The organism is Rhodococcus sp. DMF-1 (genome assembly GCF_021441945.1).
In the GTDB taxonomy this organism is placed as follows: Bacteria; Actinomycetota; Actinomycetes; order Mycobacteriales; family Mycobacteriaceae; genus Rhodococcus; species Rhodococcus ruber.
In genome coordinates this window covers 3,909,098-3,933,506 of sequence record NZ_CP090442.1, presented here as the reverse complement: position 1 = coordinate 3,933,506, position 24,409 = coordinate 3,909,098, and the positions used below count along the sequence as shown (strand labels likewise).

27 protein-coding genes are annotated in these 24,409 nt (G+C 68.9%); 12 read left to right on the top strand and 15 right to left on the bottom strand.

Translation table 11 applies throughout. The features are described 5' to 3' along the window. Positions 1–149 precede the first annotated feature (149 nt). Positions 150–608: an XRE family transcriptional regulator gene (locus LZP97_RS17905; protein WP_010595666.1), complete on the top strand. Its 459-nt coding sequence runs from the start codon at positions 150–152 to the stop codon at positions 606–608. A 109-nt stretch (positions 609–717) separates the two neighbouring features. Next, entirely contained in the window at positions 718–978 is a 261-nt protein-coding gene (locus LZP97_RS17900; protein ID WP_234574867.1) for a HepT-like ribonuclease domain-containing protein, read from the top strand. 151 nt (positions 979–1,129) lie between these two features. Here the strand turns inward: LZP97_RS17900 and LZP97_RS17895 are convergent, their stop codons facing one another. The 3 genes from LZP97_RS17895 to LZP97_RS17885 form a co-directional block, all read right to left on the bottom strand. Beyond that, positions 1,130–1,729 (bottom strand): DUF2510 domain-containing protein, encoded by a 600-nt coding sequence (locus tag LZP97_RS17895; protein WP_048771555.1) that lies wholly within the window; start codon positions 1,727–1,729, stop codon positions 1,130–1,132. A gap of 181 nt (positions 1,730–1,910) precedes the next feature. Next, complete coding sequence (locus LZP97_RS17890) at positions 1,911–2,582, bottom strand: DUF4352 domain-containing protein (RefSeq protein ID WP_010595663.1); 672 nt, start codon at positions 2,580–2,582, stop codon at positions 1,911–1,913. Positions 2,583–2,614: 32 nt separating this feature from the next. Further along, positions 2,615–3,097, bottom strand: coding sequence for a hypothetical protein (locus tag LZP97_RS17885; RefSeq protein ID WP_048771558.1), 483 nt, complete (start codon positions 3,095–3,097; stop codon positions 2,615–2,617). Positions 3,098–3,284: 187 nt separating this feature from the next. Here LZP97_RS17885 and LZP97_RS17880 point away from each other — a divergent pair, with 187 nt between their 5' ends. Beyond that, complete coding sequence (locus LZP97_RS17880; RefSeq protein WP_048771560.1) at positions 3,285–6,485, top strand: type I restriction endonuclease subunit R; 3,201 nt, start codon at positions 3,285–3,287, stop codon at positions 6,483–6,485. Between the two features lie 36 nt (positions 6,486–6,521). Here the strand turns inward: LZP97_RS17880 and LZP97_RS17875 are convergent, their stop codons facing one another. From LZP97_RS17875 to LZP97_RS17850, 7 genes are all read right to left on the bottom strand, one after another. Continuing rightward, positions 6,522–7,883, bottom strand: a complete 1,362-nt coding sequence (locus tag LZP97_RS17875) for a hypothetical protein (RefSeq protein ID WP_048771562.1) — start codon at positions 7,881–7,883, stop codon at positions 6,522–6,524. A 93-nt stretch (positions 7,884–7,976) separates the two neighbouring features. Continuing rightward, complete coding sequence (locus LZP97_RS17870; RefSeq protein WP_017679713.1) at positions 7,977–8,144, bottom strand: hypothetical protein; 168 nt, start codon at positions 8,142–8,144, stop codon at positions 7,977–7,979. After that, positions 8,141–8,347, bottom strand: a complete 207-nt coding sequence (locus LZP97_RS17865) for a hypothetical protein (protein ID WP_017679712.1) — start codon at positions 8,345–8,347, stop codon at positions 8,141–8,143. Before LZP97_RS17865 ends, LZP97_RS17870 begins: the two co-directional genes overlap by 4 nt. A 31-nt stretch (positions 8,348–8,378) precedes the next feature. Then, positions 8,379–8,501 carry a hypothetical protein gene (locus LZP97_RS27300; protein WP_255325546.1) on the bottom strand — a complete coding sequence of 41 codons (123 nt, stop codon included), beginning with the start codon at positions 8,499–8,501 and terminating at the stop codon, positions 8,379–8,381. A 106-nt stretch (positions 8,502–8,607) separates the two neighbouring features. Continuing rightward, positions 8,608–9,351, bottom strand: coding sequence for an MBL fold metallo-hydrolase (locus LZP97_RS17860; RefSeq protein WP_048771563.1), 744 nt, complete (start codon positions 9,349–9,351; stop codon positions 8,608–8,610). 157 nt (positions 9,352–9,508) lie between these two features. Beyond that, a complete protein-coding gene (locus tag LZP97_RS17855; RefSeq protein WP_048771565.1) occupies positions 9,509–10,120 on the bottom strand; it encodes a TMEM175 family protein in 612 nt (203 codons plus the stop codon). Positions 10,121–10,168: 48 nt separating this feature from the next. Beyond that, a complete protein-coding gene (locus LZP97_RS17850) occupies positions 10,169–10,456 on the bottom strand; it encodes a hypothetical protein (protein ID WP_010595658.1) in 288 nt (95 codons plus the stop codon). Positions 10,457–10,748: 292 nt separating this feature from the next. Here LZP97_RS17850 and LZP97_RS17845 point away from each other — a divergent pair, with 292 nt between their 5' ends. The 4 genes from LZP97_RS17845 to LZP97_RS17830 are packed head-to-tail and all read left to right on the top strand — an operon-like array spanning position 10,749 to position 13,156. Further along, entirely contained in the window at positions 10,749–11,246 is a 498-nt protein-coding gene (locus tag LZP97_RS17845) for a methylated-DNA--[protein]-cysteine S-methyltransferase (RefSeq protein WP_010595657.1), read from the top strand. Further along, complete coding sequence (locus LZP97_RS17840; RefSeq protein WP_048771566.1) at positions 11,233–11,724, top strand: RNA polymerase sigma factor; 492 nt, start codon at positions 11,233–11,235, stop codon at positions 11,722–11,724. The genes LZP97_RS17845 and LZP97_RS17840 overlap by 14 nt, the downstream gene beginning before the upstream one ends. Further along, complete coding sequence (locus tag LZP97_RS17835) at positions 11,721–12,302, top strand: methylated-DNA--[protein]-cysteine S-methyltransferase (RefSeq protein WP_048771568.1); 582 nt, start codon at positions 11,721–11,723, stop codon at positions 12,300–12,302. Before LZP97_RS17840 ends, LZP97_RS17835 begins: the two co-directional genes overlap by 4 nt. Next, positions 12,299–13,156: a DNA-3-methyladenine glycosylase family protein gene (locus tag LZP97_RS17830; RefSeq protein ID WP_010595654.1), complete on the top strand. Its 858-nt coding sequence runs from the start codon at positions 12,299–12,301 to the stop codon at positions 13,154–13,156. Before LZP97_RS17835 ends, LZP97_RS17830 begins: the two co-directional genes overlap by 4 nt. Here the strand turns inward: LZP97_RS17830 and LZP97_RS17825 are convergent. The 5 genes from LZP97_RS17825 to LZP97_RS17805 form a co-directional block, all read right to left on the bottom strand. Next, positions 13,135–14,679 (bottom strand): bifunctional 3'-5' exonuclease/DNA polymerase, encoded by a 1,545-nt coding sequence (locus LZP97_RS17825; protein ID WP_048771570.1) that lies wholly within the window; start codon positions 14,677–14,679, stop codon positions 13,135–13,137. The two genes, LZP97_RS17830 and LZP97_RS17825, sit on opposite strands and share 22 nt — an antisense overlap. Before the next feature lie 49 nt (positions 14,680–14,728). Next, a complete protein-coding gene (locus tag LZP97_RS17820; RefSeq protein WP_048771572.1) occupies positions 14,729–16,492 on the bottom strand; it encodes an oleate hydratase in 1,764 nt (587 codons plus the stop codon). A gap of 33 nt (positions 16,493–16,525) precedes the next feature. Beyond that, positions 16,526–17,392 carry a 3-hydroxyacyl-CoA dehydrogenase gene (locus LZP97_RS17815; RefSeq protein ID WP_048771574.1) on the bottom strand — a complete coding sequence of 289 codons (867 nt, stop codon included), beginning with the start codon at positions 17,390–17,392 and terminating at the stop codon, positions 16,526–16,528. Continuing rightward, the gene (locus LZP97_RS17810) at positions 17,389–18,054 is read right to left on the bottom strand and encodes a TetR/AcrR family transcriptional regulator (protein WP_234574865.1); all 666 of its coding nucleotides are present in this window, start codon (positions 18,052–18,054) and stop codon (positions 17,389–17,391) included. The genes LZP97_RS17815 and LZP97_RS17810 overlap by 4 nt, the downstream gene beginning before the upstream one ends. Before the next feature lie 266 nt (positions 18,055–18,320). Beyond that, entirely contained in the window at positions 18,321–19,655 is a 1,335-nt protein-coding gene (locus tag LZP97_RS17805; protein WP_048771577.1) for a YhgE/Pip domain-containing protein, read from the bottom strand. A gap of 180 nt (positions 19,656–19,835) precedes the next feature. Here LZP97_RS17805 and LZP97_RS17800 point away from each other — a divergent pair, with 180 nt between their 5' ends. From LZP97_RS17800 to fahA, 5 genes are all read left to right on the top strand, one after another. Next, complete coding sequence (locus tag LZP97_RS17800; protein WP_048771579.1) at positions 19,836–20,264, top strand: DUF4247 domain-containing protein; 429 nt, start codon at positions 19,836–19,838, stop codon at positions 20,262–20,264. A 158-nt stretch (positions 20,265–20,422) separates the two neighbouring features. Continuing rightward, entirely contained in the window at positions 20,423–20,956 is a 534-nt protein-coding gene (locus tag LZP97_RS17795; protein WP_026137528.1) for a MarR family winged helix-turn-helix transcriptional regulator, read from the top strand. 111 nt (positions 20,957–21,067) lie between these two features. Continuing rightward, a complete protein-coding gene (locus tag LZP97_RS17790; protein WP_048771582.1) occupies positions 21,068–22,264 on the top strand; it encodes a homogentisate 1,2-dioxygenase in 1,197 nt (398 codons plus the stop codon). Next, positions 22,261–23,145, top strand: coding sequence for a hypothetical protein (locus LZP97_RS17785; protein WP_048771586.1), 885 nt, complete (start codon positions 22,261–22,263; stop codon positions 23,143–23,145). Before LZP97_RS17790 ends, LZP97_RS17785 begins: the two co-directional genes overlap by 4 nt. Next, positions 23,142–24,329 (top strand): fumarylacetoacetase, encoded by a 1,188-nt coding sequence (fahA, locus tag LZP97_RS17780; RefSeq protein ID WP_010595645.1) that lies wholly within the window; start codon positions 23,142–23,144, stop codon positions 24,327–24,329. The genes LZP97_RS17785 and fahA overlap by 4 nt, the downstream gene beginning before the upstream one ends. The last annotated feature ends 80 nt before the right edge of the window (positions 24,330–24,409 follow it).

Below are 24,409 nucleotides of genomic sequence, written 5' to 3'. Positions count from 1 at the left end.
CTGTGCCGAGCGTGCAGTTCTCGTGGTGGTTGCCCGGCGAGTCGTCACGAGAACTGCACATTCGAGCGAACCCGTGACTCCCCGGGGGGCATGGGCCGCATCCGGCCCACATCGCTTCAAGCGATAACAACACCTGTTATCGTGATGTCGTGGCTGTCGGCTTCGGTGACTTCGTTCGCATCCGGCGGGGGATTCTGGGTCTCTCGCAGCGGGAGCTCGCCGAGCGCTCCGGCATCAAGCAACCCCTGATCGCCGCGATCGAGACAGGACGACGGCAGCCGTCCGAGCCGGCTCGTTCGGCGCTGACGGCAGCCCTGCCCGTTCGTCCCTCCGAGGCTCTGGCAGCCCGACGTGGAGAAGTGTGCGAGCTCTTCGCCGAGGCAGGGCTGCCGAACCCGAGGGTGTTCGGATCTGTGGCGCGCGGCGACGACGACTTCGCCTCGGATATCGACCTCATCGTGGATTTCAGCGATCGCCACGACATCGTCGATCTGCTCGAGTTGCAGCAAGCTTTGGAAGACCTGCTCACCGTGCGGGTCGAGATCGTCGACGGGCGAGCCGGGGGGCGCGTGGGGGACCGCGCCCGAAAGGAAGCCGTGGCGCTGTGACGTCGGAGAACTTGTGACGCCGGAGAAATATGCGGATGAGCGCGTTCGCCGTCGTTTGCAGGACCTCGCCGATTTCGCGGCAGACGCGTCCTACACGGTGGGACTCGGCTTGGAGGCCTACCTGGAGGACAGTCCCCACGGGCGCGTGCTGCGGAACAACGGTCGGCACATCCTGATCCAGGTGGCCACGGTCATCGAGAAGTTGCCGGAGACGTTCAAGTCCGAGTTCCCCGGCGTCGACTGGGTTGCGATCGGACGGATGCGAAACCTGATCGCACACCACTACGACAAGGTGAACGACCGTCTCGTGTACTCGGCCCTGGCGACGCGGATTCCCGAGCTGAGCGCCACGCTGGGACTGCGCCACTGAGCTCGGCCCTCTGCCGCTCGCCTCGCAGTCTGGACGGCGCCGTACATCGACAACCGTCGCTTTCGTTGTCGATGTACGGCGCAGGTGTGGAGGGACGGGCGTAACGTCCTGAGGTGCGACAGGACGCCGAAGCGTGCGGCTGTCGTCGTCGCTACGGCGCCCCGAACCCGTAGGTGAAGCTGCCCGTCGTCCAGTTCATCGTCGCGTGGTACTTGTACCCGCTCATCGTGCCGTCGCCGTTGTCCTCGGTCGCCACGAAGCACTCGAACACCGTCGTCGTCTCGGTGAGGTTGTCGGTGGACCCGCCGTTGACGGGTGAGCAGGTCACCTCGATCACCGGCCCGTCGAACATTCCGTTGTCGATGTGCTTGTTCGCCATCTGCTCCACACTCGACTCGATCTCCGAGACGGAGCGCGCGCGGGAGGCGCGCTCGGCGTTGTCGCGCTGCTGCTGCGCCGCCTTCTCTGCGGCCTGACGTTCCGCTTCGCGCTGTGCAGCTTCCTCTGCCGCCGCGACCTGTGCCGCAACCTGGGCGTCGTGATTCAGCTTCCAGGTGAGCGCCCCACCACCCACGGCGAGCAGCAGGACTGCCAGCATGATCAGGAGCGGCTTCTTCCTGATTCGGCGCTTCTTGCCGTCGTCGGCGCCGGAGCCGGGGAAGTCCAGCCACCGGGTGCCGTCCCAGTAACGCTGTCCCCCGTTCGGATCGGGGTACCAGCCGGCGGGTGCGGGCGTCTTGTCGTCCGACATCGTCTTGCCCTTCGTCTGAGAATCGACCGCAGGAGCGAGTGAGTGTGCCGCTCCTGAGGTGGTGAGCGATGCATTCGCTCGGGATGGGAGGGGGCCGGACGAGCGATACATTCGCTCGCTCCCCGAGCCGGGGAAGTGCCGGTGCGCCCGACCCCTCGCGGGCGCACCGGCCCCGGGGACGTCACCGCAGGGAGACGGTGACTCCGCCGGAGAACATGGAGTCGTGCAGTTCGATCGAGGCGGGAACCGCATCGACCGGCATGTCGAACACGACCGGCATCGTGACGGTGTTGCCGGGGTTGATCTCGTCCCAGAACGCGACGTCGGTCTCCAGGTTCAGCGCGGCGGACGTGTCCGGGCTGAACGTGCGGCCCTGGGAGTCGATCAACTTCTGATCGCTCGGGCTCAGACCCTTCGGCTGATCGGAGATGTTGGAGACCGTCATCGTCACGATGACGAACTGGCCCTGGGCTTCCTCGGCCAGGAACTGGTTGTCGCCCAACGTGGTCAGCCCGGTCTGCACCTCGGTGACGACGAACTCGAACTTGCCGTCGCGCACCGGGGTGTCGAGCCCTGCGGCCGGCTGCTCGGCCTGGGTGGGGCGGGACGGTGCCGACTCCCGATCTTCTCGGGTCTGCCCGGCCGACGGCGCGGTCGCCGTGGAGGAGTCCTCTTCGTCACCGCCGGACACACCGGCAATCACGAACAGCGCGACGACGGCTCCGACGACCCACGGCCACTTCTTGCGCTTCTTCTGCGGCGGCTGCGGCTGGACGGCCGAGTTCTGCCAGCCCGGGTACTGCGGGGCCGGGAAGCCCTGCGGCGGCTGGATACGCGGATCGTTCTGGTTCACGACAAACCTGCTTTCGAATGGAAGATGGGTGATCAGTCGCCGAGGCTGAGGGAGATGCCGTCCTCGGCTTCGGACTCGGTGAACGAAATGCCTCCGCGGTGGGAGATCTCCACCTCGTAGAAGGCGGCCCCGCGCGGGACGTCCGCGACGGCGAACGTGAAGATGCAGCTGTCGCCCATGTCGATGCTGCCGTCGAGCCGGCCTTTGGCGAGGAGGGTGCCGGACTGGTCCGAGACAGTCACCGCCGCCGCGGGGGACATGTCGGAGTAGCCACCCTCGCCCTCGCAGTCGAACTGCGTCGCGGAACTGGGGGTGAATCCGTCCTGCAGCGTCATCGTGCCGCCCACCGTGAACGAGTCCGGGCCGGCGATGTTCCGCACCACGAGCACGACCCCCGTCACCAGCGCACCGACGGCGAGGGCGGCGGCGACGCCGACGGTGAAACCCCGACGGAAGGTGCGCCGGGACGAATCGACCTCGGCCGCAGGGGCGGGATGAAGGCTCGGGTACGTCACAAGATCTCCTCGATCGAGCGGTGCGGGACGCTCCCAGCTTCGACCCGAGTAGCTCAATCGCAGTACCTTGAACGCGATAACGCGGGTTATCAATCGACTGATAGCGTCCCGTGCAATCGACGACAAGTCTCGACAGATCACCGCCCGCCTGCTCGCTCGACGCGAGCCGACCTCTTAAGTTGGTGCCATGGCAGACATCCTGGATTTCACGGGCCCCAGCCTGAACGAGTCGGTGTGGGAGCAGCTCGCGCTCGACACCCTCGGCGAACTGGGCTGGCGTCCCGTGTCCGGAGTGGACATCGCCCCTGGCAGCGGGGAACGCTCGTCGTGGGACGACTTGGTGATCGAGCCGCGCCTGCGCACGGCGCTCGCCCGGCTGAACCCCGACCTGCCGCCCCAGGTGATCGAGCAGGCCGTGGACGTGGTCACCACCGCCGGATCCACCGACGCGATCTCGGAGAATCGCGCCGTGCACGCATACCTCACCGAAGGCTTGCGCAAGATCAACTATGTCGACGACAGCGGCGTGGAGGTCACACCCACGATCCGCCTGATTTCCGTGGACCCGGACGACAACGACTGGCTCGCCGCGCGTCAGGTGACCGTAATCCGCGGCGACCATGAGCGCCGCTTCGACGTGGTTCTGTACCTCAACGGGATGCCCGTCGCGGTGATCGAACTGAAGAACGCCGGCAGCGAGCATGCCGGGCTCAACGGTGCCCACGCCCAGCTGCACACCTACCTACGAGAGTTCCCGCTCGCGTTCCGCTTCGCCGTCGTCGCGCTCGTCTCCGACGGCATCACCGCCAAGTACGGGACGCCCTTCACCCCGTACGAACACTTCTCCCCCTGGAACGTCGACGACGACGGCCGCCCGATCGAACCCACCGGCGACCACACAGCCCTAGACGTCGCCCTGTACGGGCTGTTCAACCTCGAACGGTTCCTGCAGCTCGTACGCGACTTCACGGCGTTCGATCAGAGCGAGGGCGGGCTGATCAAGCGCATCGCGAAGCCGCACCAGTACTTCGCCGTCACCAAAGCCGTCGCGTCGACCGTGCACGCCGTCGACTCCGAGGGCAAGGCCGGCGTCGTCTGGCATACCCAGGGCTCCGGTAAGTCGATGGAAATGGAGCTGTACGCGAACCAGGTGATCCGCCACCCCCGGCTCGCCAACCCGACCGTCGTCGTCATCACCGACCGCAACGAACTCGACGGCCAACTCTACGAGACGTTTCTGCGCTCCCAGCTGCTCCCCGAGAAGCCGCGGCAGATTCGGCGCCGTGACGAACTCCGACAGGAACTGTCCGGCCGGACAACCGGCGGGATCTACTTCACGACCCTGCAGAAATTCGGGCGCAGCCGTGACGAACGCGAATCCGGCCACAGCCACCCCCTCCTCTCGGCCCGGCGCAACGTCATCGTCATCGTCGACGAGGCGCACCGCAGCCACTACGACAACCTCGACGGCTACGCGCGCCACCTGCGCGACGCGCTGCCGCACGCGACCCTCATCGCCTTCACCGGCACGCCCGTCTCGTTCGAGGACCGGGACACCCGAGCGGTGTTCGGCGACTACATCGACGTCTACGACCTCACCCGTGCGGTCGAGGACGGCGCCACCGTCCCGGTCCACTTCGAAAGCCGGCTGGTCAAGGTCGCGTTCGCCGGCGACGTGACCGAGGAGCAGATCGACGCGTCCGCCGACGAACTCACCGTCGGACTCGACGACACCGACCGCGACCGCATCGAGAAGTCCGTCGCGGTCGTCAACGCCGTCTACGGCGCGCCGGCCCGGCTGCACAAGCTCGCCGCCGACCTCGTCGAGCACTGGGAGAGTCGCCGCGAGCAGATGGCCAAATTCGTCGGGTCCGACGACAACCCCACCGCGCCCGGCAAGGCCCTGATCGTGTGCGCGACCCGCGAGATCTGCGCCAATCTCTACGACGAGATCGTCGCGCTGCGCCCGGATTGGCATTCGGACGAGATCTCCAGCGGGCGAATCAAAGTCGTCTACTCGGGAACCGCGGCCGATCAGCCGCCGATCGACAGACATGTGCGCCGCGACTCGGCGAACGCCGCGATCAAGAAGCGACTCAAGGACATCGATGACGAGCTCGAAATCGTCATCGTCAAGGACATGCTCCTCACCGGCTTCGATGCGCCGCCGCTGCATACCCTCTACCTCGACCGGCCGTTGAAGGGTGCGCTGCTCATGCAGGCCCTCGCCCGGGTCAACCGCACCTTCCGCGGCAAGCGCGACGGGCTGCTCGTGGCCTACGCGCCCGTCGCCGACAACCTCGCCGAGGCGCTGGCCGAGTACACGGCGACCGATCAGGAGACCAAACCGCTGGGCCGGCCGATCGAGGAGTCCGTCGACGCCGTCAAGAACCTGCTCACGGTGCTCGCGAACATGCTGCACGGTTTCGACTGGCGGTCGCGCCTCCGGTCCGCCACCGGACCGCGTAGCTATATCGAAGCCGTGCTCGCCACCGTGAACTACCTGCGCGACCCGAAGCTTCCGGAGAACCGGGTGCCGGAAGGGGACGAGACTCTTGCGGCCCGCTTCCGGAAATTCTCCTCCCAACTGTCCCGTTCCTGGGCGATCTGCGGCACCCATCCCGATCTGGGAGGGCTGGCCGCCGACGCGAAGTTCTTCGAGGAAGTCCGCGTCTACATGGCGAAGTTCGACGCCGAGGATCGGCAGGCGCGGGGGCTCGCTGTTCCGGAGGACGTGCGGCGCGCCTTGCGTCAGCTCATGGCCGCCTCGGTCGAATCGGGCGAGGTACTCGACATCTACGACGCCGCCGGCATTCCGCGGCCCTCGCTCACCGAACTCAATGCGGAGTTCCTGGCACGGGCCGAACACGCGAAGAACCCGAACCTCGCGATCGAGGCGCTTCGCAAGCTCATCAACGAGGAGGCGCGAAAGGTCGCACGGCACAATCTGGTACGTCAGCGAGCGTTCTCACAACGCCTGCAGGAGCTGATGAACAAGTACACCAATTCGCAGCTCACCTCGGCGGAGGTGATCGCCGCGCTGGTCGAGGTCGCGCAGGAGGTGCAGGCCGAGGGCGACCGCGGCCGCCGCTTCGATCCGCCGCTGGACTGGCACGAACTCGCCTTCTACGACGCCGTGGCCCAGAACGAATCCGCCGTCACCGAGCAGGGCGACGATGTGCTCGCCCAGATCGCCCGGGAACTCGTCGCCGTCATGCGTCGCGACGTCAGGACCGACTGGCGCGTGCGGGCCGACGTCAAGGCCAAGTTGCGCTCGCAGATCAAGCGGCTGCTCACGCGGTACAAATACCCGCCGGATCGGCAGGCAGGCGCGATCAAGCTGGTACTCGAACAGATGGAGGCGATCGCTCCGACGATGGCGGCGTGAGGGTGCGTTCTGCGCGCGCGTACTGGAGGGTGGCACTCACCGGCGGTCGCGACGTCGTCGCTTCGGCGCCCGTCGGCGTTCGAGGGACTCGACGAACCCCATGGCCGCACCGGCGGCCACGGCGACGATCGCCGCACCGGCCAGCACCTGCGTCGACGCCGCGAACGCGGTGACCGCCACGACGAACACCACCCAGGTCGCGGCGGCCGCCATCGCCTTCGGGTCGGCCCACCACGACCGGCGAGTCGAGCGCAGGTGCAGGCGCTGCCACAGCACCCGCTCGGCGGCGGCGCACAACTCCTCCACCGCCGCCCGCGCCGCGGTGACCTCCCCGGCGCCGGACGCCACGAGCAGGGTGCGTACCCACTTCGGGTCGTCGTGCGCCGGCCGAGCCTCGGCGGACAGCACGGCGAGTTCGACGAGTCGCACCCGTGCCCGCGCGACATCGCCGAGGGCGGTGCGGATCTCGTCGGGGTCGAGCGTCTCGTGCCGCCGCAGCGCGGTCAGCAGGCGACGGTGGTCGGCGTGGAGCCGTGCGCGCAGGCCCGTCCAGCCGATCAGGTGGTACAGCGTCTCCCGGCTGTCCGCGCCGACATATCCGCCCCCGAGGTCGAGCAGCAACGCCCGGCCGTCCTTGCGCACGGCCACGTCCGTCGCGGCCGGCCGGTGCCAGGCCTGCAACCGTCCGCACGAGCGCGCCGCTGCCTCGGCCAGTACGCCGGCGGGTGGGCCGTCCACCAGACGGCGCGCCGCCTCGCGTGCGTCGCCGGCGACCTCGACCACCAGTCCCTCGATCGACGGTTCGTCGGTAAGGGGAGGCGCGGTGCGGACGGCGACCTGCGCGAGGGGGCGGTACACCTCCGTGTCGGGCAGCCGGGTGTCCAGTCGCGGGAACAGGTCGACCAGGCTGGCGTCGGCGGTGATCCCGAACGGGGCGAGGAAGGTGTCGAGGGTCCGCCGGAAGCCCGTCTCGGCGCCGTCGAACAGGGGGTCGCTGTGCCAGGTGAGCACGGCACCCGGTGGATCGGCGGACAGGATCTCGCAGACCAGTACCGGTCCGGCCCCCGGCACCTCCCACAGTGACGCACATGCCCCCGCCGGTCCGTCGTACGGGCGTGGGTGCGCGGCGGGGGTCGGCGCCCCGAAGGTCAGCCGGGTGCCGGGTTCGGTGCGGTGCCGGAAGGCCAGCAGGGCAGCGGGGCGTTCGAGGTAGCCGGTGCGGCCGGCGATCCGGGCCGGCAGGAACGGCTCGGCGTAGGGCACGGCGGGTACCGGGGGTGGTACGGGCCGTTCGCCGATGTCCAGGGGTAGGAACATCACCTTCAGCACGGCGGCCCGCACGGGTGTGCTGCCCGACTCGAGCCGGGCGCCGGGCGCGCTCACAGGGATGCGCATCATGGTTCGGTCATCGCTTTCGACACCGGCCACACCGGGCCGAGACGACGCTCCGTCCCGGGTGCATCGGCCGGGACGGAGCGAGGGGAGAGGTTTTCAGTGCGGTGTGCGCGCGTCGGTGGTGTCCTGCAGGGCGACCACGTGCGCCAGGGCGTCGTGGAGCCCGCGGCGGTAGCCCCGGGTGTGGGTGGACGATCCGACGGTCGCCAGTTCGTTTTCCAGATTGCTGCGAATATTCTGCAGCGCATGCCTGGTGATTTTCATGCGGCTCGTGCCTTCTTCTCTGCGCTGTCCTTTCTCGCCATCGAAAAAGCGGAGTATCGGGCCAGTTCGTCGAGTACGTACAGCCGGGCGGTTTCCAGCCCTTGGCGGTATCCCGGAAAGTCGATTTCGAGATTCCGGTCTCGCGTCATCATTTCGCCGATGTTCCGGTAGAGGGTCTCCAGAGTCGTTGTCGTGGAGTGCATTCGAGTGTGTGTCCCGGCTTTGATCGAGTGGTCAGCTCTTGCGCTTGCGGATGAGCTGACCCGCATCCTGAGCCTTGGCTCGTTTTTCCGCGCGGCGCTCCTTCAAAGCGCGGGCGGATTGTTTGGAACTTTTGACGGCGGACTTGGCGGCCATTGTCAATCCTTTCCGAATCGGCAATCGCGAACTCGGCTCGACCATACCCAAAAGAAAAAATAAGTCCACTTCGGAGGGGTTGCGTTCCCACACCTGCGCGCGGCCCTCACGACGGTCCGGCGCGCAGGGCTACCGCCACCGCCGCTTCGGCGCCGTCGTACCAGGGTTGCCCGTGCCCCGGCAGGACGGTCTCGGCTCCCGTCTCGGCCAGCGCGGACAGCGACTCGAGCGCCTGCCTGCTGTCGGCGGTGGCGGCGCCGGCGACGATGTGCGGTCCCCGGCGGCACGTGTACGGGTCGAGCGTGACGAGGGCGTCGCCGGAGATCAGCGCCCCACGGTCCGGCAGGTGCAGCGCGCAGTGCCCGAGGGTGTGGCCGGGCGTGAACACCACGCGTGGCCGGCCCGGGACGTCGAGCTGAGCGCCGCTGTCGAACAGCGTCGGATCGGAGACTCCGCGCACCGTCAGCGCCCCGGCGGCGGCCATCCGCGCCAGGACGCCGATGCACCGCGGATAGCGGATCGGATACAGCAACCGGCTGCGCTCGTGCTTGTACCGGTACGGATGGGCGGTGAGGAACTCCTCGTCCCGGTGCACCCACACCGGCACCTGCCACTGCCGGTGCGCGCGCCGCGCCGAGCCGACGTGATCGAAGTGGGAGTGCGTGAGCACGATCGCGCGGATCTGGCTCGTCGAACGGCCGATCTCGCGCAGGGCCGCCTCGATGTGGCCGAAGGCCGCCGGCAGCCCGGTGTCGACCACGGTCACCCCGTCGTCGTCCTCGAGGAGGTAGACGTTGACGTCGGCGTGTTCGATGCGGTGCACACCCTCGGCTACGTTGCGTTCCAGCATGAATCTCTCACCTGCCCTCGGATTCCGGGGTCGCGCCGTTCGGCGACGACCCGCTCGGATCCGTCCGTGAGTACCCGCTCGCCGGCCGGTTATCCGCTGTGACGATCGTCGTCGCGGATGACCGGGCGGCGAGCGGTTCCTGTCGGAGGACGGGCACTCACGCGTCGGACGGGTGACGGCCGCGCCGCACGAGCCCGGTCAACGGACCCGACAGCAGCAACAACAGCAGGGGGTAGTACGACAGCGGCGGGACGGTCACGCTCAGGACCAGTGCCACCACCATGAGCGCCGTCAGCACGACAGTCCCCGCCAGATCCGGTGGCTCGGCGCCCGCCGTGACGGCCGGGTGCCGGCCGGCGGCCCACGCCGACAACATCAGCGCCGCCCCGCTGGCCGCCATGGTGCCGATGTACAGCGCACGGGTCGCGGTCTCGTCGGAGTTCGTCGCCACCAGCGCGGAGGGGAAGGGCAGGAAGACGATGGTGAGTGCCCACAGGAACAGCGCCCGATCGACCCAGGGATCGTCGGCGACGATGTCGCGTACCAGCCGGTGCTGCCCCCACCAGAACCGGAAGATGACGACGAAGCTCAGGGCGAACGCCCCGATCGCTCCGGTGGCGTCGTGCAGCAATTCGATCGTCGTCCCCTCGTGGTCGGAGGCTCGATCGACGAGCGGCAGCACCAGCAGGGTGATCGCGATGGCCACGATCGCGTCGAGGAACGTCAGATACCGTTCGAAGCTCCGGTCCCGCTCTCTCGGTTCCGCCATGGCTTCACAGCATGGCATCGCGCGTCCCGGCGCGGAGCCGAACGGCGGTCACGGCCGGGGGTCCGTGCGGGTCCACCGGGGCCGATCGTGGCGCGTGGCCGCGGTGCAGCGGCGGCACGGTACGACACCGTGTTCGCCGGTGTCCGCCAGGTACAGCGCCTCGCTCCACGGCACGTGCGGGAAGCGGGCGAGGCGGGCGCGGGAGAGCGGGAGTCCGCACAGGGTCTGATTGGTGCCGGGCGTCCAGGCGTGCGTATCGCCGCGCGGGTATCGGATTCCGTCGTCGTCGATCCACTGGCTCGACGCCGCGACCGCGGGTTCGGTTCGCCTGGCCATGAGTCCGGGTTCCCCGGCCGGGGCGGGGCCACGCCCCCCGACGAAAGATGAAGGACCGGCACGCTCGGTCGCCTCACGGCGAAAGGCGCAATGCAGCTCCAGCCGGACGGAACTCTGCAAAGGCAGAAATATTGAGCCCGGGGGACACGGAGCGTACCGATCCGAACTCTTCAACACCGACCCGTTCCCGGGTATTCCGGCCACGGTCCGGTGAACTGCGTCACGGACCGATCTCACGTTTCCGCCCGTGGAGGCGTCTACCCCGTATACACCGGATGGAAGGATCGAACCCGTGAACGCGACGCGAACCCACACGGTCGTCGACTCACCGATCGGACCGCTGACTCTGGTGCGGACCGCCGGGGCCCTCAGCGGCCTGTACCTCGCCGAACATCGGCACCGACCCGGCCCGCACACCTTCGGGGATCTCGCGGCGACCGGTTTCGAGGAGATCACCGAGCAGCTCGACGAATACTTCGCGGGCCGGCGCACCGAGTTCACCGTGCCGCTCGGGCTGCACGGAACCCCGTTCCAGCGCCGGGTATGGCAGGCGCTGCAGGCCGTCCCGTACGGCACGGTGTGCACGTACACCGAGCTCGCCGCCGCGGTCGGGCAACCCACCGCCGTGCGCGCGGTGGCCGCCGCCAACGGCCGCAACCCGGTGAGCATCGTGGTGCCGTGCCACCGCGTGATCGGCCGCGACGGCACCCTCACCGGGTACGCCGGCGGTCTCGACCGCAAGCGTTACCTGCTCGACCGGGAGGCGCAGGTGACCCGTGCCGTCCCGTGACCCGCTGCCCCCGTTCGAGCGGGTCGTCGCCGAGCACGGCGGCACCGTCCTGCGGGTGTGCCGCGCGCTGCTCGGTCCCGTCGACGCCGACGACGCCTGGTCCGAGACGTTCCTCGCCGCGCTGCGCGCCTACCCGGCGCTGCGTCCGGGCAGCAACGTCGAGGCGTGGCTCGTGACGATCGCCCATCGCAAGGCCGTCGACGTCCACCGGTCCCGGGCTCGCACGCCGGTACCGGTCGCCGTTCTCCCGGAGCGCCCGGCCGAGGTGGGCATCCCCGCACCCGACGACGACCTGTGGTCCGCGGTCGCCGCGCTGCCGTTCACCCAACGCGCCGCCGTCGTCTACCACCATGTGGTCGGCCTGCCCTACGCCGAGATCGCCACGATCCTCGGCAACTCCACCGACGCCGCGCGCCGCGCCGCCGCCGACGGCCGGGCCGCGCTGCGCCGCCGCTATCCGACGGAGGAACCGTCATGACGCTCGAACCGTCCCCTGTCGCCACCGCCGATCTGACCCGCCTGCACGCCCGGCTGACCGTCGCTGCCGGCGCCGCCGACCTGCTCGACGTCGCCTACCGCATCGTGGACACCCCGGTCGGGCCGCTGCTGCTCGCCGCCACCCCCGCCGGACTCGTGCGGGTCGCGTACGCCGTCGAGAACCACGACGCGGTCCTCGATCGGCTCGCCGCCGACATCAGCCCCCGCATCCTTGCCGCACCCGCCCGGCTCGACACCGCCGCTCGCCAGCTCGACGAGTACTTCCGCGGCACGCGCACCACCTTCGACCTGCCGCTCGACCTGAGCCTGGCGCGGGGTTTCCGGCGCGAGGTGATCACGCACCTGCCCGGCTACGGCCGGACCGCGAGCTACGCCGAGGTGGCGGCCGTGGCGGGCAGCCCCCGCGCCGTCCGGGCGGTGGGCACGGCGTGCGCGAGGAATCCGCTGCCCGTCGTCCTGCCGTGCCATCGCGTGGTGCGCGGCGACGGCGACCTCGGCCGGTACGTGGGCGGGGTGGAAGCCAAGCGTGCCCTGCTCCGGCTCGAGACCGCGGCGTGAGCGTCGTCCTGCGGCCGACCGTGACGCCGCCGCTGGCCGCGGCGCCGATGCTCGCCGCGCTGCGCAGCCACACCGTCGCCGGTCTCGAACGGCACGACGCGGACACGGGCACGCACGTCCGGTCGGTGCGGGGGCGGTACGGTCCCACGGTGGTCGCGATCCGTCCCGGCTCCGAGCACGTGTCCGTCCGGATCGACGCGGATCGTCGCGACCTACCCGAGGTGGAGCAGACGGTCCGGCGGTGGCTGGACCTCGATGCCGACCCGGCCGTGATCGACGCGGCGCTCGGCGCCGATCCGTACCTCGCGCCGATGGTGGCGGCCCGGCCGGGACTGCGCGTGCTCGGGACGACGGACTGGTTCGACACCGCCGTCCAGACGGTGCTGGGACAGCAGGTCAGCGTCGCGGCGGCCGCCACGTTCGCCGGCCGCCTCGTCGCCCGCTACGGCGATCCGGGACGCGACGGCCTGCTCTGCTTCCCGTTGCCGACCGGGCTCGTCGGTGCGGACCCGCACGAACTGCAGGCGGCCGTGGGGCTGACCGGCGCCCGGGTGCGTACCGTGCTCGCGCTCGCCCGCGCCGCGGCCGACGGTCTCGATCCGTCCGACCCCGTGCGGTTCCGCCGGGACCTTCTCGGACTGCCGGGAATCGGGCCGTGGACCGTGGACTACCTCGCCGTGCGCGTGCTCGGGGACCGCGACGCGTGTCCCGTCGGAGATCTGGTGCTGCGCAGGGCCCTCGGCGTGGATACCGCCCGCGAGGTGACGGTCCGGACGCGGCGGTGGAGTCCGTGGCGGGCCTACGCCTCATTCCACCTGTGGACGCACGCCGCCTACGACTCGTCCGCGCCGTAGCAGTCGCGCACCGAGACCTGCATGGGGAAACGCACTTCGGTGGCTCCGAACAGCAACCGGGTGGCCGACTCCACCGCGGCGGACAGGTGTGCCGTCGCGGTCTCCGGCGTGCGGGTGTGCACCACGATCTCGTCGTGCTGGAAGAAGACGAGTTCACCGGCGTCGTCGGCGGCCAGGCGCAGGCGAAGATCCGCCAGCACGCACAGCGCCCATTCGGCGGCTGTCGCCTGGACGACGAAGTTGCGGGTGAACCGCCCCCGGGCCCGTGCGTCGCCGTGCGCGAAGAAGCCGGCGTCGGGCGGTGGGCACGCGCGGCCCAGCCACGAATGCACCACCTCGCCGCGTTCCCCGGCCCGCGCGGCGCGCTCGACGAATTCCACCGCCTCGGGAAAACTCCGCCGCAGCATCGTGAGCAACGCCCGTGACTCGCCGGACGTCGCGCCGTAGAGCACGCCGAGCACGGCCACCTTCGCCTTCGCGCGGTCGCCGCCGAACGTGGTCGCCGCCACCGGCGCGTACAGGTCCTCGGCCCCCGCCGCCGTCGTCATCCGCGGGTCGCCGGACATCGCGGCGAGGATGCGCGGTTCGAGCTGGCCGGCATCGGCGATCACGAAAACGTGGCCGGGCTCGGCGATCACGCTCGACCGCAACGCCTTCGGGATCTGCAGGGCCCCACCGCCACGGCTCGCCCAGCGTCCGGACACCACAGCACCGGGTACATAGACCGGGCGGAACCGGCCGTCGCGCACCCAGGTGTCGAGCCAGTGCCAGCCGTTGGTGCTGTGCAGCTTCGACAGATCCCGGTGCTGCAGGAGCAGCGGCACCGCCGGATGGTCGAGTTCGCGCAGCACCCGTTTGCGGGTGGACGGCACTTCGATGCCCTCGCGCCGGAACGCCTCGAGCACCTCGGTGTGCGAGGCCGGGTTGAGCGCACGACCGAACACCGCACCGATCCGGGTGTTCAGTTCGGTTATCCGAGGTGGTAACCCGTCGTCGACGGGGCGCGGACCGAGGGTGCGCTCGAGAACCTGCCGGTGGGTGTCGGCGGAGAACGGCAACCCGTCGAAGCCCATCTCGGCGGCGGCCAGCGTGCCCGCCGATTCGGCGGCGACGAGCAGTTCGAGCCGGGCACGGCCGCGGAGTTCGACCCGCTGCCAGGCGAACTCGGCGAGCACCGAGTCGAGGTCGGCGGTGGGGGCGACGTCGAACAGTCCCGGACGCTCGTCGACCGATTGCTCCGGTGGGGTGGGAATCCCGGCGCGCACGTTCAGGATCGCGCGGGTGGAGGCGAGGTCGTGGCATCGGCGCACACGGGCCCCGCCGCGCAGGAAGGCGGGGTAGACGGAGGCGGTGCCGGTCCAGATCCACCGCGGCGGCTCCGTCTCCTCGCATGTCCGCACGAATGTCACGAGGTCGTCGTGGTGTTCGGCCGCGGCGAGCGGTCGTCCGTCGGCGTCGACCGGAACGGTCCATCCGTCGGGCGACTGCCCGCCGGCGGTGTCGGGAACCAGGACGGTGCGCACCTGTCCAGTCTGCACTGTCGTGCCGACACCGCCGACTCCGGACCCGCAGCTACTCGGAAAGCAGGCCGGACTCCTGAAGCAGGTCGGCGATCTCCGTCGCTTCGAGCTTTGCGATCAGGTTCTCGCGCAGCAGCTTCGGACCGGGAAGGTGCAGTTCCTTCCCGTCCCGCAGCCTGCTGGTGGCCGCGAGCAGTTCCCGGATGTCGTAGGTCGAGCCGAAGACCTCCGGAACACCGCGTTCGATGTCGAGCAGACGATACGCGGCCTCCATCCCGGTGCGCACCGAATATTCGGTGGTGAAGATGCAGTCGCGGGTCGTCTCGGCGAACTGCCCGATGAAGGCGAAGTTCACCGCGCCCTCCGGAACCACGTCCGGCCGGTCGCCCGCCTGACGGGGCATGAAGAACGACGTCACGTAGGGCATCATGACGGGCACGCACTTTGCGCCGTCCGCGGCGAGCTCGGGAATCTCGTCGACGGGAACGCCCATGTGGTAGAGCCATTCCTGCGTGATCTCCTCGCCGGTGCATTCCTGCATCGGCTTGTGCACGTAGTCTCCGGGGACGTCGACGAACAGCGAGTAGACCCAGACGACGATCTGGTCCGAGGGTTGCTGCTTGAAATGCGGCTGCCGGTTGACGGTCCAACTCATCAGCCAACTGGAGTCCTTGGCGGTGACGATACCGCCGGTGACCACCTTGCCGCTGAACGGGTCACGCTTGCAGATCTTCTCGATGTAGGAGGGGATGCGCTTGTCGAGCGTGGTGACAGTCGCCGATTCCCACTTCGTCCGGGGGATGTGGCCGCCGAACACATCCGGATGCCCGAAGGACGGATCCTTGGCGGCGATCCTGCGCCACAGGTCCCACGCCGGGGCCGGGCCCTCGTCGAGTCGGGCCGGGGTGTGGTGGTCACCGTTGTCGGAGTTCTCGGTCAGTGAACCGATGGTGGTGAAGAGCAGGTCGTTCTCGCCGAGGTCGACTCCGCCTGTGCCCTCCTCGGTGACCCAGTGGATGCGCGTGGCCTGCTTGCGGTCCGGGGTGATGTCGAAGTCGATGTCGGTGACCTCGGTGGCGAACCGGAAGGTCACGCCCTGGTCGAGGAGCCACTTGTACAGCGGTAGCACGAGGGACTCGTACTGGTTGTACTTGGTGAACTTCAGGGCGGAGAAGTCCGGCAGGCCGCCGATGTGGTGGATGAAGCGGTGCAGGTAGAGCTTCATCTCGAGGGCGCTGTGCCATTCCTCGAATGCGAACATCGTGCGCCAGTAGAGCCAGAAGTTGCTGTCGAGGAAGTCACGGCCGAAGACCTCGTCGATCCGCTTGTTCTCCATTTCCTCGCGGCTGGCGAGGAACACCTTGACGATGTCCTTCTGTGCCCGCTGGTTCAGGGTGAACAGGCCGTCGGTGTGTGCATCGCGGCCCTGCTTCTCCGTTGCCCGTTGCAGCGAGAAGTTGGGGTCGTCCTTGTTCAGCCAGTAGAACTCGTCGAGAACGCTCGCACCGTCGATTTCGATGGACGGAACGGACCGGAACAGGTCCCACAGACACTCGAAGTGGTCCTCCATCTCGCGGCCTCCGCGGATCACGAAGCCCTTCTCGGGTTCCTTGATGCCGTCGAGCGCACCGCCTGGCAGTTTCAGTCGTTCCAGGATGGTGATTCCGGACGCGGGCATCTGCCCGTCCCGGATCAGGAAGGCGGCTCCGGACAGGGAGGCGAGTCCGGCCCCGACGAACCATGCTGTCTTCTCGTCCACCCCTGCGGGCTTGCGGGGCCGGGCGAACGCTTCGTAGTTTCCGCTGCTGTAGTACATGACGCGTAGCCCTTTCGCCGTGGTCGGTCGTCGTTACTTGTCGTTCGAGTAGCGGTAGAACCCTTCGCCCGTCGCCACACCGAGCTTGCCGACGTCGATGTAGTTCTCTTTCAACCACGCGGCGATGGTCCGGTCCTTCTCGTCGCCGTGGGAGAGGATGTTGTACGGCGTGGTGAGCCCGATGATGTCGTAGATCTGGAAGGGCCCCATGGGTGCGCCGGTGGCGATCCGCCACACCTTGTCGACGTCCTGGGGGTCGGCGTAGCCACCGGCGGCGAGTTCACCCGCCGCGTTGAGGAACGGCACGAGCAGCGAGTTCAGGACATAGCCGGCCTTCTCCTTGTGGATCGGGATCGGAACCATACCGATGGCCGCGGCGAAGTCGACGACTTGATCGAACACCGCGGGGTCGGTGTCGTCGGTGCCCATGACCTCGGCCGTGTTGAACTTCCACACCTGGTTGGCGAAGTGCAGCGCGAGGAACTTGTCAGGACGGCCGGTGAAGTCCTTGATGTCGCTGGGCAGGAGCGTGGAGGAGTTGGTGGCGAAGATCGTCTCCGCGGGTGCGACGGCGCCCAGCTTCGTGTAGGTGTCCCGCTTGATGTCGAGGACCTCGGGCACGGCCTCGACGACGAGGTCTGCGTCCCGGACGGCGTCCGCGAGGTCGGAGGACAGGCGGATGCCGGTCGCAGCCGCCTCCGCCTTCCCGTCGCCGGCACCGGGAACCTCACGCTTGTACGTCTCGGCGAGCTCGCCGAAGCGCTTCTGCGCGTTGGTCAGGGCGTCGTCGCTGATGTCGTAGGCGGTGACGTCGAACCCGCTGTAGGCGGACTGGAACGCGATCTGCGCACCGAGGACACCGGTCCCGAGGACCGTCACCTTGCTGATCCGGCTGGTCATGATTCCTTCTTTCGTTGGGGTGAGGACGTGCCCGGTTGCGGCGTGCCGCGGGCCGGGCGGTCGTCGTCGAGTGCTGCGAAGAAGCCCGTGACGATCTGGTCGATCTGGGCGTGCAGGTCGGCTTCGGGGTCGTTGTGTGGATGCGCACCGGTGAACGCGCGCGCAAGGATCAGGTGCAGGATCGCGAAGATGCTCCGGCCGGCGTGCCGGGCCCGGTCCTCCGCCTGCCTCTCGTCCAGCCCGCGGTTGCGCGCGGCCTCGACGAGCCGGCACGCGACCGTCTCCTCGAAGAGGGCGACGAGATCGAGTCCCTCGGAACGGTATTTCTCGCTTGCGGAGCCGAACAGCAGCTCGCGTTGGTAATTCACCGTGTTCTCGACGTTGCTGTCGGCCGCCTCGAGAATGGGCCGGACGAGGGCCAGTACGGCGTCCACCGGGTCGCGCCGCGAGCGTGACTCGCGCTCGCCGATGCTCAGGGCCGCCCGGAACTGCTGGTTGTAGACCATCATCAGCAGTTCGCCCTTGGACGTCGCGTAGCGGAACAACGTTCCGGCCGCGACGTCCGCGCGTTCGGAGATCTGCTGTGTCGTGACCCCCGCGGAGCCCTTCTCCGCGAACAACGATGAGGCGGCAGCGAAGATTCGGCTCTGCTTGTCACGCATGTTCCGGTCTCGGCGACCCGGCGCTCCCGCCGATTCGACCATTTCGCGCCTCCCGGAATGAGTGGACTCAGTAATGAGCATACTCCGCTATCGGTCCGCGGGCATCCGCTGGCCCGCTCGGTCACGCTGCTGCCGGCGACGCCGCAGCCGGGGACAGTTTCATCCCCCGTTTCACCCCGGCGCGGCTGGGCCGGGCGGAATCGGAACGCTACCTTCGAGACCCGGGACCCCGCTGCTCTGCCCTCGAGGAGCAGCGGGGTCCTGTCTCACGTGTCCTGCGCCGGAACGAGTGCGGGGTCGGCGTCGCTGCGGCGGTGGAACCCGCGCACGTCGTAGATCCGAGTCACCACCGCCCCGAGCGCGAGGCCGATCCCGAGACCCAGCAGGGTCATCAGGGCGCCGCGGGTCAGCCCCGCGGGGCCACTGCCGTCGAAGTACAGGATGGCCCGGGTCGCGATGTACACCTGATGCATCGGTTCGAAGGTCGACAGCCACGTGTACAGCGGGGGCATCGCCTCGAGCGGCACGGTCCCGCCCGACGACGGCAGGCCCAGGATGATGAAGATCAACAGGTTCACCAGCAGTCCGGCGGAACCGAACACGGCCATCACCGAGATCGAGGTGACGCCCACGGCCGTGATCGCGAGGGCCCCGTACTCCCACAGCAGCAGGGCGCGGGTCACGGGCATGCCGAGCAGGGTGGCGATCCACAGGTAGAGCGCCGACACGATCAGCCCCAGGATCACCATGATCGCCCACTTCACGAGCAGCACCCGGAACCGCGACAGATGCGCAGTCTTCCGGTCGACGTACCACGGCCCGTACTCGGTGGGGACGAAACCGAGGGCGCTGTCGACGAGCGAGTTGACGATGGTGGCGCCGGTGAAGCCCGCGAGGATGAGCAGCAGTGTGTAGTAGAACGCGGACAGGCCCAGTCCGGTGCCGTCGGGCAGCGGCTTGTGCTCGACGAAGCGGACATCGATCGGATCCGCCAGCGTCAACCGGCTGCCGCCGGACAGCTGCAGATCCGGGGCGCTGGTGGCGAGGGTGTCGGTGACCGTGGTGGTGAGTTGTTCCCCGACGGTGGCGTTCACGGTGGTCAGGGCGCGGTCGGCGATCGATTCGACGATGCCCTTGCCGAAGGTGCCGATGCGGGGGTTGGTGTAGACGGTGATGATCGGCTTCTCGATGTCGCCGGGGATCACGCTGCCCTGCGCCAGGATGGACGTGCGTTTGGTGAAGTCGCTCGGAATCACGATCGCGCCGTAGAGTCGGCCCGAGTCGAGACCCGAGATCGCCCCGGAGATCCCGACCTGCTGCAGGTCGATCTCCGCCGGATCGACCCCGTCGGCGACGGCGGCGGTGATCTCGGCGCCGAGATTGCGCTGCTGGTCCGAACCGGGCAGCACGTCGCCGACGTCCTGGTTGACGATGGCGACCGGGAACCTGTGCAGATTGTCGGCCGGATTGATCATGCTGCCGATGTAGAGGGCCGCCAGGGCCGCCATCACGGCGGTCACCACGACGACCGGCGCCAGCCAGAAGTGGGGGCTGCGCAGGGTGCCGGCGTGCGGGTCGGCGCTGATCTCCGTCGAACTCATTCCAGGCCTTCCGTGATGCGTCGAGTCGGTGCGGTGCCCTTCAATTGTGCACACCCGTAGTCAGATGCGGATGCTTCCCCGCCGCCTCGTGGTACGAGACACGAAACGTGCACGCCCGCGAGGTGGCTCACTCCCGGACTGTATGGTGCCCCGCGGAACAATTCGATACGGGGGGATTTCATGGGGGAAATCGTGCGCGCGGGCCGGGCGTCCGTCGCGAAACGGGCGGTGCCGGTGCTCGTGTCGTCGCTGCTGCTCGTGGGCTGCGGCGGCGAGAGCCGGGACCACATCGCCGAGACCTACGAGCATCGGGAGACGAGGAGAAACACCGAGGTCTACCACTCGCCGGATCCGGTGCAGGCGACGGTCGACGCGATCGTGCGCAGGCAGGAGCCGACCGCGCAGACGGTCGATCGCGGCCGGTGGGAGCTGCGATTCCCCGGTGACGTCGTGATCGTCGAGGCCGCGGCCGAGGGTGGCAGCACAGTCATCGTCCGGGACCTCGACCGGCGACCGCGCCGGGGTCTGTTGCAGCGGCTGGGGGCGCTGTTCGGGTCCGACGCGTCCGGAGCGGGGCACCGGCCGGGGTCCGAACGAGGGGCGAGGTAGGAGCGTAGGCGGGCGGTCGATCGGGATGGTCCGGCCGACCCGCGCGTGAGCCGTGGTCGTTCGGCCGCCGGTGCCCTCCGATGCTCTGCCGGGTCGGGGGGCACGCCCATATAATTAATACGTGTACTAAATTGTCGAGCTCGGATAAGGTGAAGGCCATGACCGAAGCGGACGCCCGCGACCTCGACTACTGGTCCTTCGTCGAACTCGCGAACCGGCGCCTGAGCAACCGATACGGCGACTACCACGAGCAGGCCACCGAGGTGCTGCTGACTCTCAACCGCGCCTCCGACATCGTCACGTACGACCTCGAGGCGGCCGTGCACCGCCCGCGGGGGCGGTCGTGGTCGGCCTATCGGCTGATGTTCGTCACCTGGCTGGCCGGTCCGATCGAGCCGAAGATGGCCGCCAAGCTCACCGGCATGAGCCGTGCCGCCGTCTCCAATCTGGCGAAACCGCTGGTCGAGGCGGGTCTGTTGACGCGAACCCCGGATCCGGAGGACGGCCGGTCGGTCCGCTTGTCGCTCACCGAGGCCGGCGAGCGGGAGATCGTGGAGACGTTCCGTGCCCAGAACGAGCGGGAAGCGGCATGGGTGGACGTGCTGAGCGAGGCGGAGCAGCAGATTCTCGTCATGCTCCTCAACAAGCTCATCACCAAGCGCAGCCAGTTCGACATGCGCGACCGCAACTGACGACCGATCGGGCCGATGTGGTTGCGCTCACGCCCGAAAAGTAGTTAAGGTGTTTATCAACACCGCGGCCTCCCGCGGATCCGCCACGAAGAGCCCGAGGAGCTGAATCTCATGGCGTTCTACCGACAGCTCGGCGTCATCCCGCCGAAGCGCCACACCCAGCACCGCAACGAAGACGGCGGGCTGTTCTACGAGGAGCTGATGGGCGAGGAGGGCTTCTCCTCGGACTCGGCGCTGCTCTACCACCGGCACATCCCGTCGGCCATCGTCGACGCCACCGAGTGGAAGCTGCCCGACCAGGCCACCACCCCGAACCACCCGCTCAAGCCGCGCCATCTGAAGCTGCACGATCTGTTCCCGCAGACCGTCTGGGCCGAGACCGACGTCGTCACCGGCCGCCGGCTGATCCTGGGCAACGCGGACGTGCGCCTGTCGTACGTCGTGTCGGCGAAGGAGTCGCCGCTCTACCGCAACGTCGTCGGCGACGAGATGGTCTACGTCGAGTCGGGAACCGCCCGCGTCGAGACCGTCTTCGGTGTGCTCGACGCGAAGGCCGGCGACTACGTGCTGCTGCCGATGGCCACCACCCACCGCTGGATCCCCACCGGCGACGAGCCGCTGCGCGCCTACGTCATCGAGGCCAACAGCCACATCGTCCCGCCGAAGCGCTTCCTGTCGCGGTTCGGCCAGTTCCTCGAGCACGCGCCGTTCTGCGAACGCGACCTGCACGGCCCGACCGAGCTGATCCAGGTCGAGGACAGCAACGTCGAGGTCCTGGTCAAGCACCGCACCTCGCACGGCATCGTCGGCACCCGCTACCTCGTGCCCAACCACCCGTTCGACGTCGTCGGCTGGGACGGCTGCCTGTACCCGTACACCTTCAGCATCCACGACTACGAGCCCATCACCGGCCGGGTCCACCAGCCGCCGCCGGCGCACCAGGCGTTCGAGGGCAACAACTTCGTCATCTGCAACTTCGTGCCCCGCAAGGTGGACTACCACCCGCTGGCGATCCCGGTGCCCTACTACCACTCCAACGTCGACTCCGACGAGATCATGTTCTACTGCGGCGGAGACTACGAGGCCCGCAAGGGCTCCGGCATCGGCCAGGGATCGATCTCCGTCCATCCCGGCGGCCACGCCCACGGTCCGCAGCCCGGCGCCTACGAGCGCAGCATCGGCGTCGACTTCTTCGACGAGCTCGCCGTCATGGTGGACACGTTCCGGCCGCTCGAACTCGGTGAGGGTGCGCTCGCGTGCGAGGACGCGGCCTACGCCGGAAGCTGGAACCGGGGGCTGCAGAAGTGAGCACTCTCGGAGCCCTGCTGACGGAACTGTGCGACGACGCCGCGCTGTTCCCGCCCGGTAACGCCCCGCTCGATCGCGCCCTGCCGGCCCATGCCGCGCACCGCATCGCCGACCATGCCGGGCTGGTGGGCACGTTCGTGTTCCCGGCGCCGCGGATCCCGGAGTTGCTCGAGGCACTCGGACAGCGCCCGTTCGGGGGCGACCTCACCCTGAGCCTGACCGTTCCGGGCGGGCCGTCCGCGGTCGTTCCCGCAATGGAGAGCCTGCGCGACGTCGACGGCGTCACCGTGGCCGCCCTCGAGATCGCCGTGCCCGCCGGGGAGAGCCCCGCCGGTGTGCTCGTCGCCCTCGACCTGATCGCCGCAGAGTACCCCGGAGTCGCACTGTTCGTGGAGGTTCCGCGCGACGAGCGCCGCGCCGAGATCCTCCAGGGACTCGTGGGATCGCGTTACGCGGCGAAGTTCCGCACGGGCGGGGTGGTCGCGGAGGCGTACCCCGACGAACGGGAACTCGCCGACGCCCTCTCGACCGTGGTCCGCACGAAGGTCCCGTTCAAGGCCACGGCGGGCCTGCACCACGCGGTCCGCAACACCGACCCGCACACCGGGTTCGAACAGCACGGATTCCTCAACGTGCTCGCCGCCGTCGACGCCGTGCTCGACGGTGCGGACACCGCGGCCGTCGCGGCGGTGCTCGCCGACCGGGACGGCGCCGGCCTGGCCGCCCGGCTGCGCAACCTGTCGCCTGCTCGAATCGAGGAGCTGCGCAACAGCTTCCGCTCGTTCGGCACCTGCAGCATCGTGGAGCCGCTCGCCGATCTCGTCGAGGTCGGCCTGGCTCCGCCGACGATGTCCCCGATCACCGAAGGATCTCTCGCATGACCGTCATCGACATTCCGGAAGGTTCGCTCTTCGGCGCGAACAACCTGCCCTACGGCGTGTTCTCCACGGCCGGAACGCAGCCGCGCGTCGGCGTGCGTGTCGGTGACTCCGTTCTCGACCTGTCCGTCGTGTTCGACGATCCCGCGTTCGCCGCGCCGACCCTCAACGCCTTCATGGCGCAGGGCCGCGCCCGCTGGGACGAGGTGCGGGCCGCGCTGCAGGATCTCGTCGCGGGGGACGTGCCCGCCGAGGCCGTGCACGCCGTCGCGGACGTGACCCTGCATCTGCCGATCGACGTCGCCGACTACGTCGACTTCTACGCCTCGGAGAACCATGCGTCGAACCTCGGGCGCCTGTTCCGGCCCGACAATCCGTCGCCGCTGATGCCGAACTGGAAGCACCTGCCGGTCGGCTACCACGGCCGGTCGAGCACCGTGGTCGTGTCGGGAGTGGACATCGTGCGTCCGTGCGGACAGCGCAAGGGCCCGAACGATCCGGCGCCCGTGTTCGGCCCCTCGATCCGCCTCGACATCGAGGCCGAGATGGGCTTCGTCGTCGGCGTCGGGTCGCCGATGGGATCGTCGATCTCCCCGGACGAGTTCGCCGACCACTGCTTCGGGGCCGTCATCCTCAACGACTGGTCGGCCCGCGACATCCAGGCGTGGGAGTACGTGCCGCTCGGTCCGAACCTCGGCAAGTCGTTCGCGACCTCGATCTCCCCGTGGGTCGTGCCGCTGGCCGCGCTCGAGGCTGCCCGCGTCGACACCCCGGTGCAGGACCCGGAACCGCTGCCGTACCTGAAGGGCACCGAGAAGTGGGGCCTGGACATCGATCTCGAGGTCGAGTGGAACGGTCACGTCGTCTCGCGTCCGCCGTACGCCCAGATGTACTGGTCGCCGGCGCAGATGCTCGCGCACACCTCCGTCAACGGTGCCGCCACCCGCACCGGCGACTTGTTCGGCTCGGGCACCATCTCCGGTCCCGAGAAGGACCAGCGCGGGGCGTTCATCGAACTCACCTGGGGCGGTATGGAACCAGTGCAGGTCGGCGACGAGACCCGGACCTTCCTCGAGGACGGTGACGAGATCTCGATCTCCGCGACCGCGCCCGGGCCGGACGGCACCCGCATCGGGTTCGGTGAGGTCCGCACCCGCATCCTGCCCGCGAAGGACTCGGGCCGCTGACCGACCCGGATCCGCGCGCCGGCTCGACAGCGGCGCGGTGAACTCCGCGCGTCGACGTCCGGTCGGCGCGCGGATCCGTT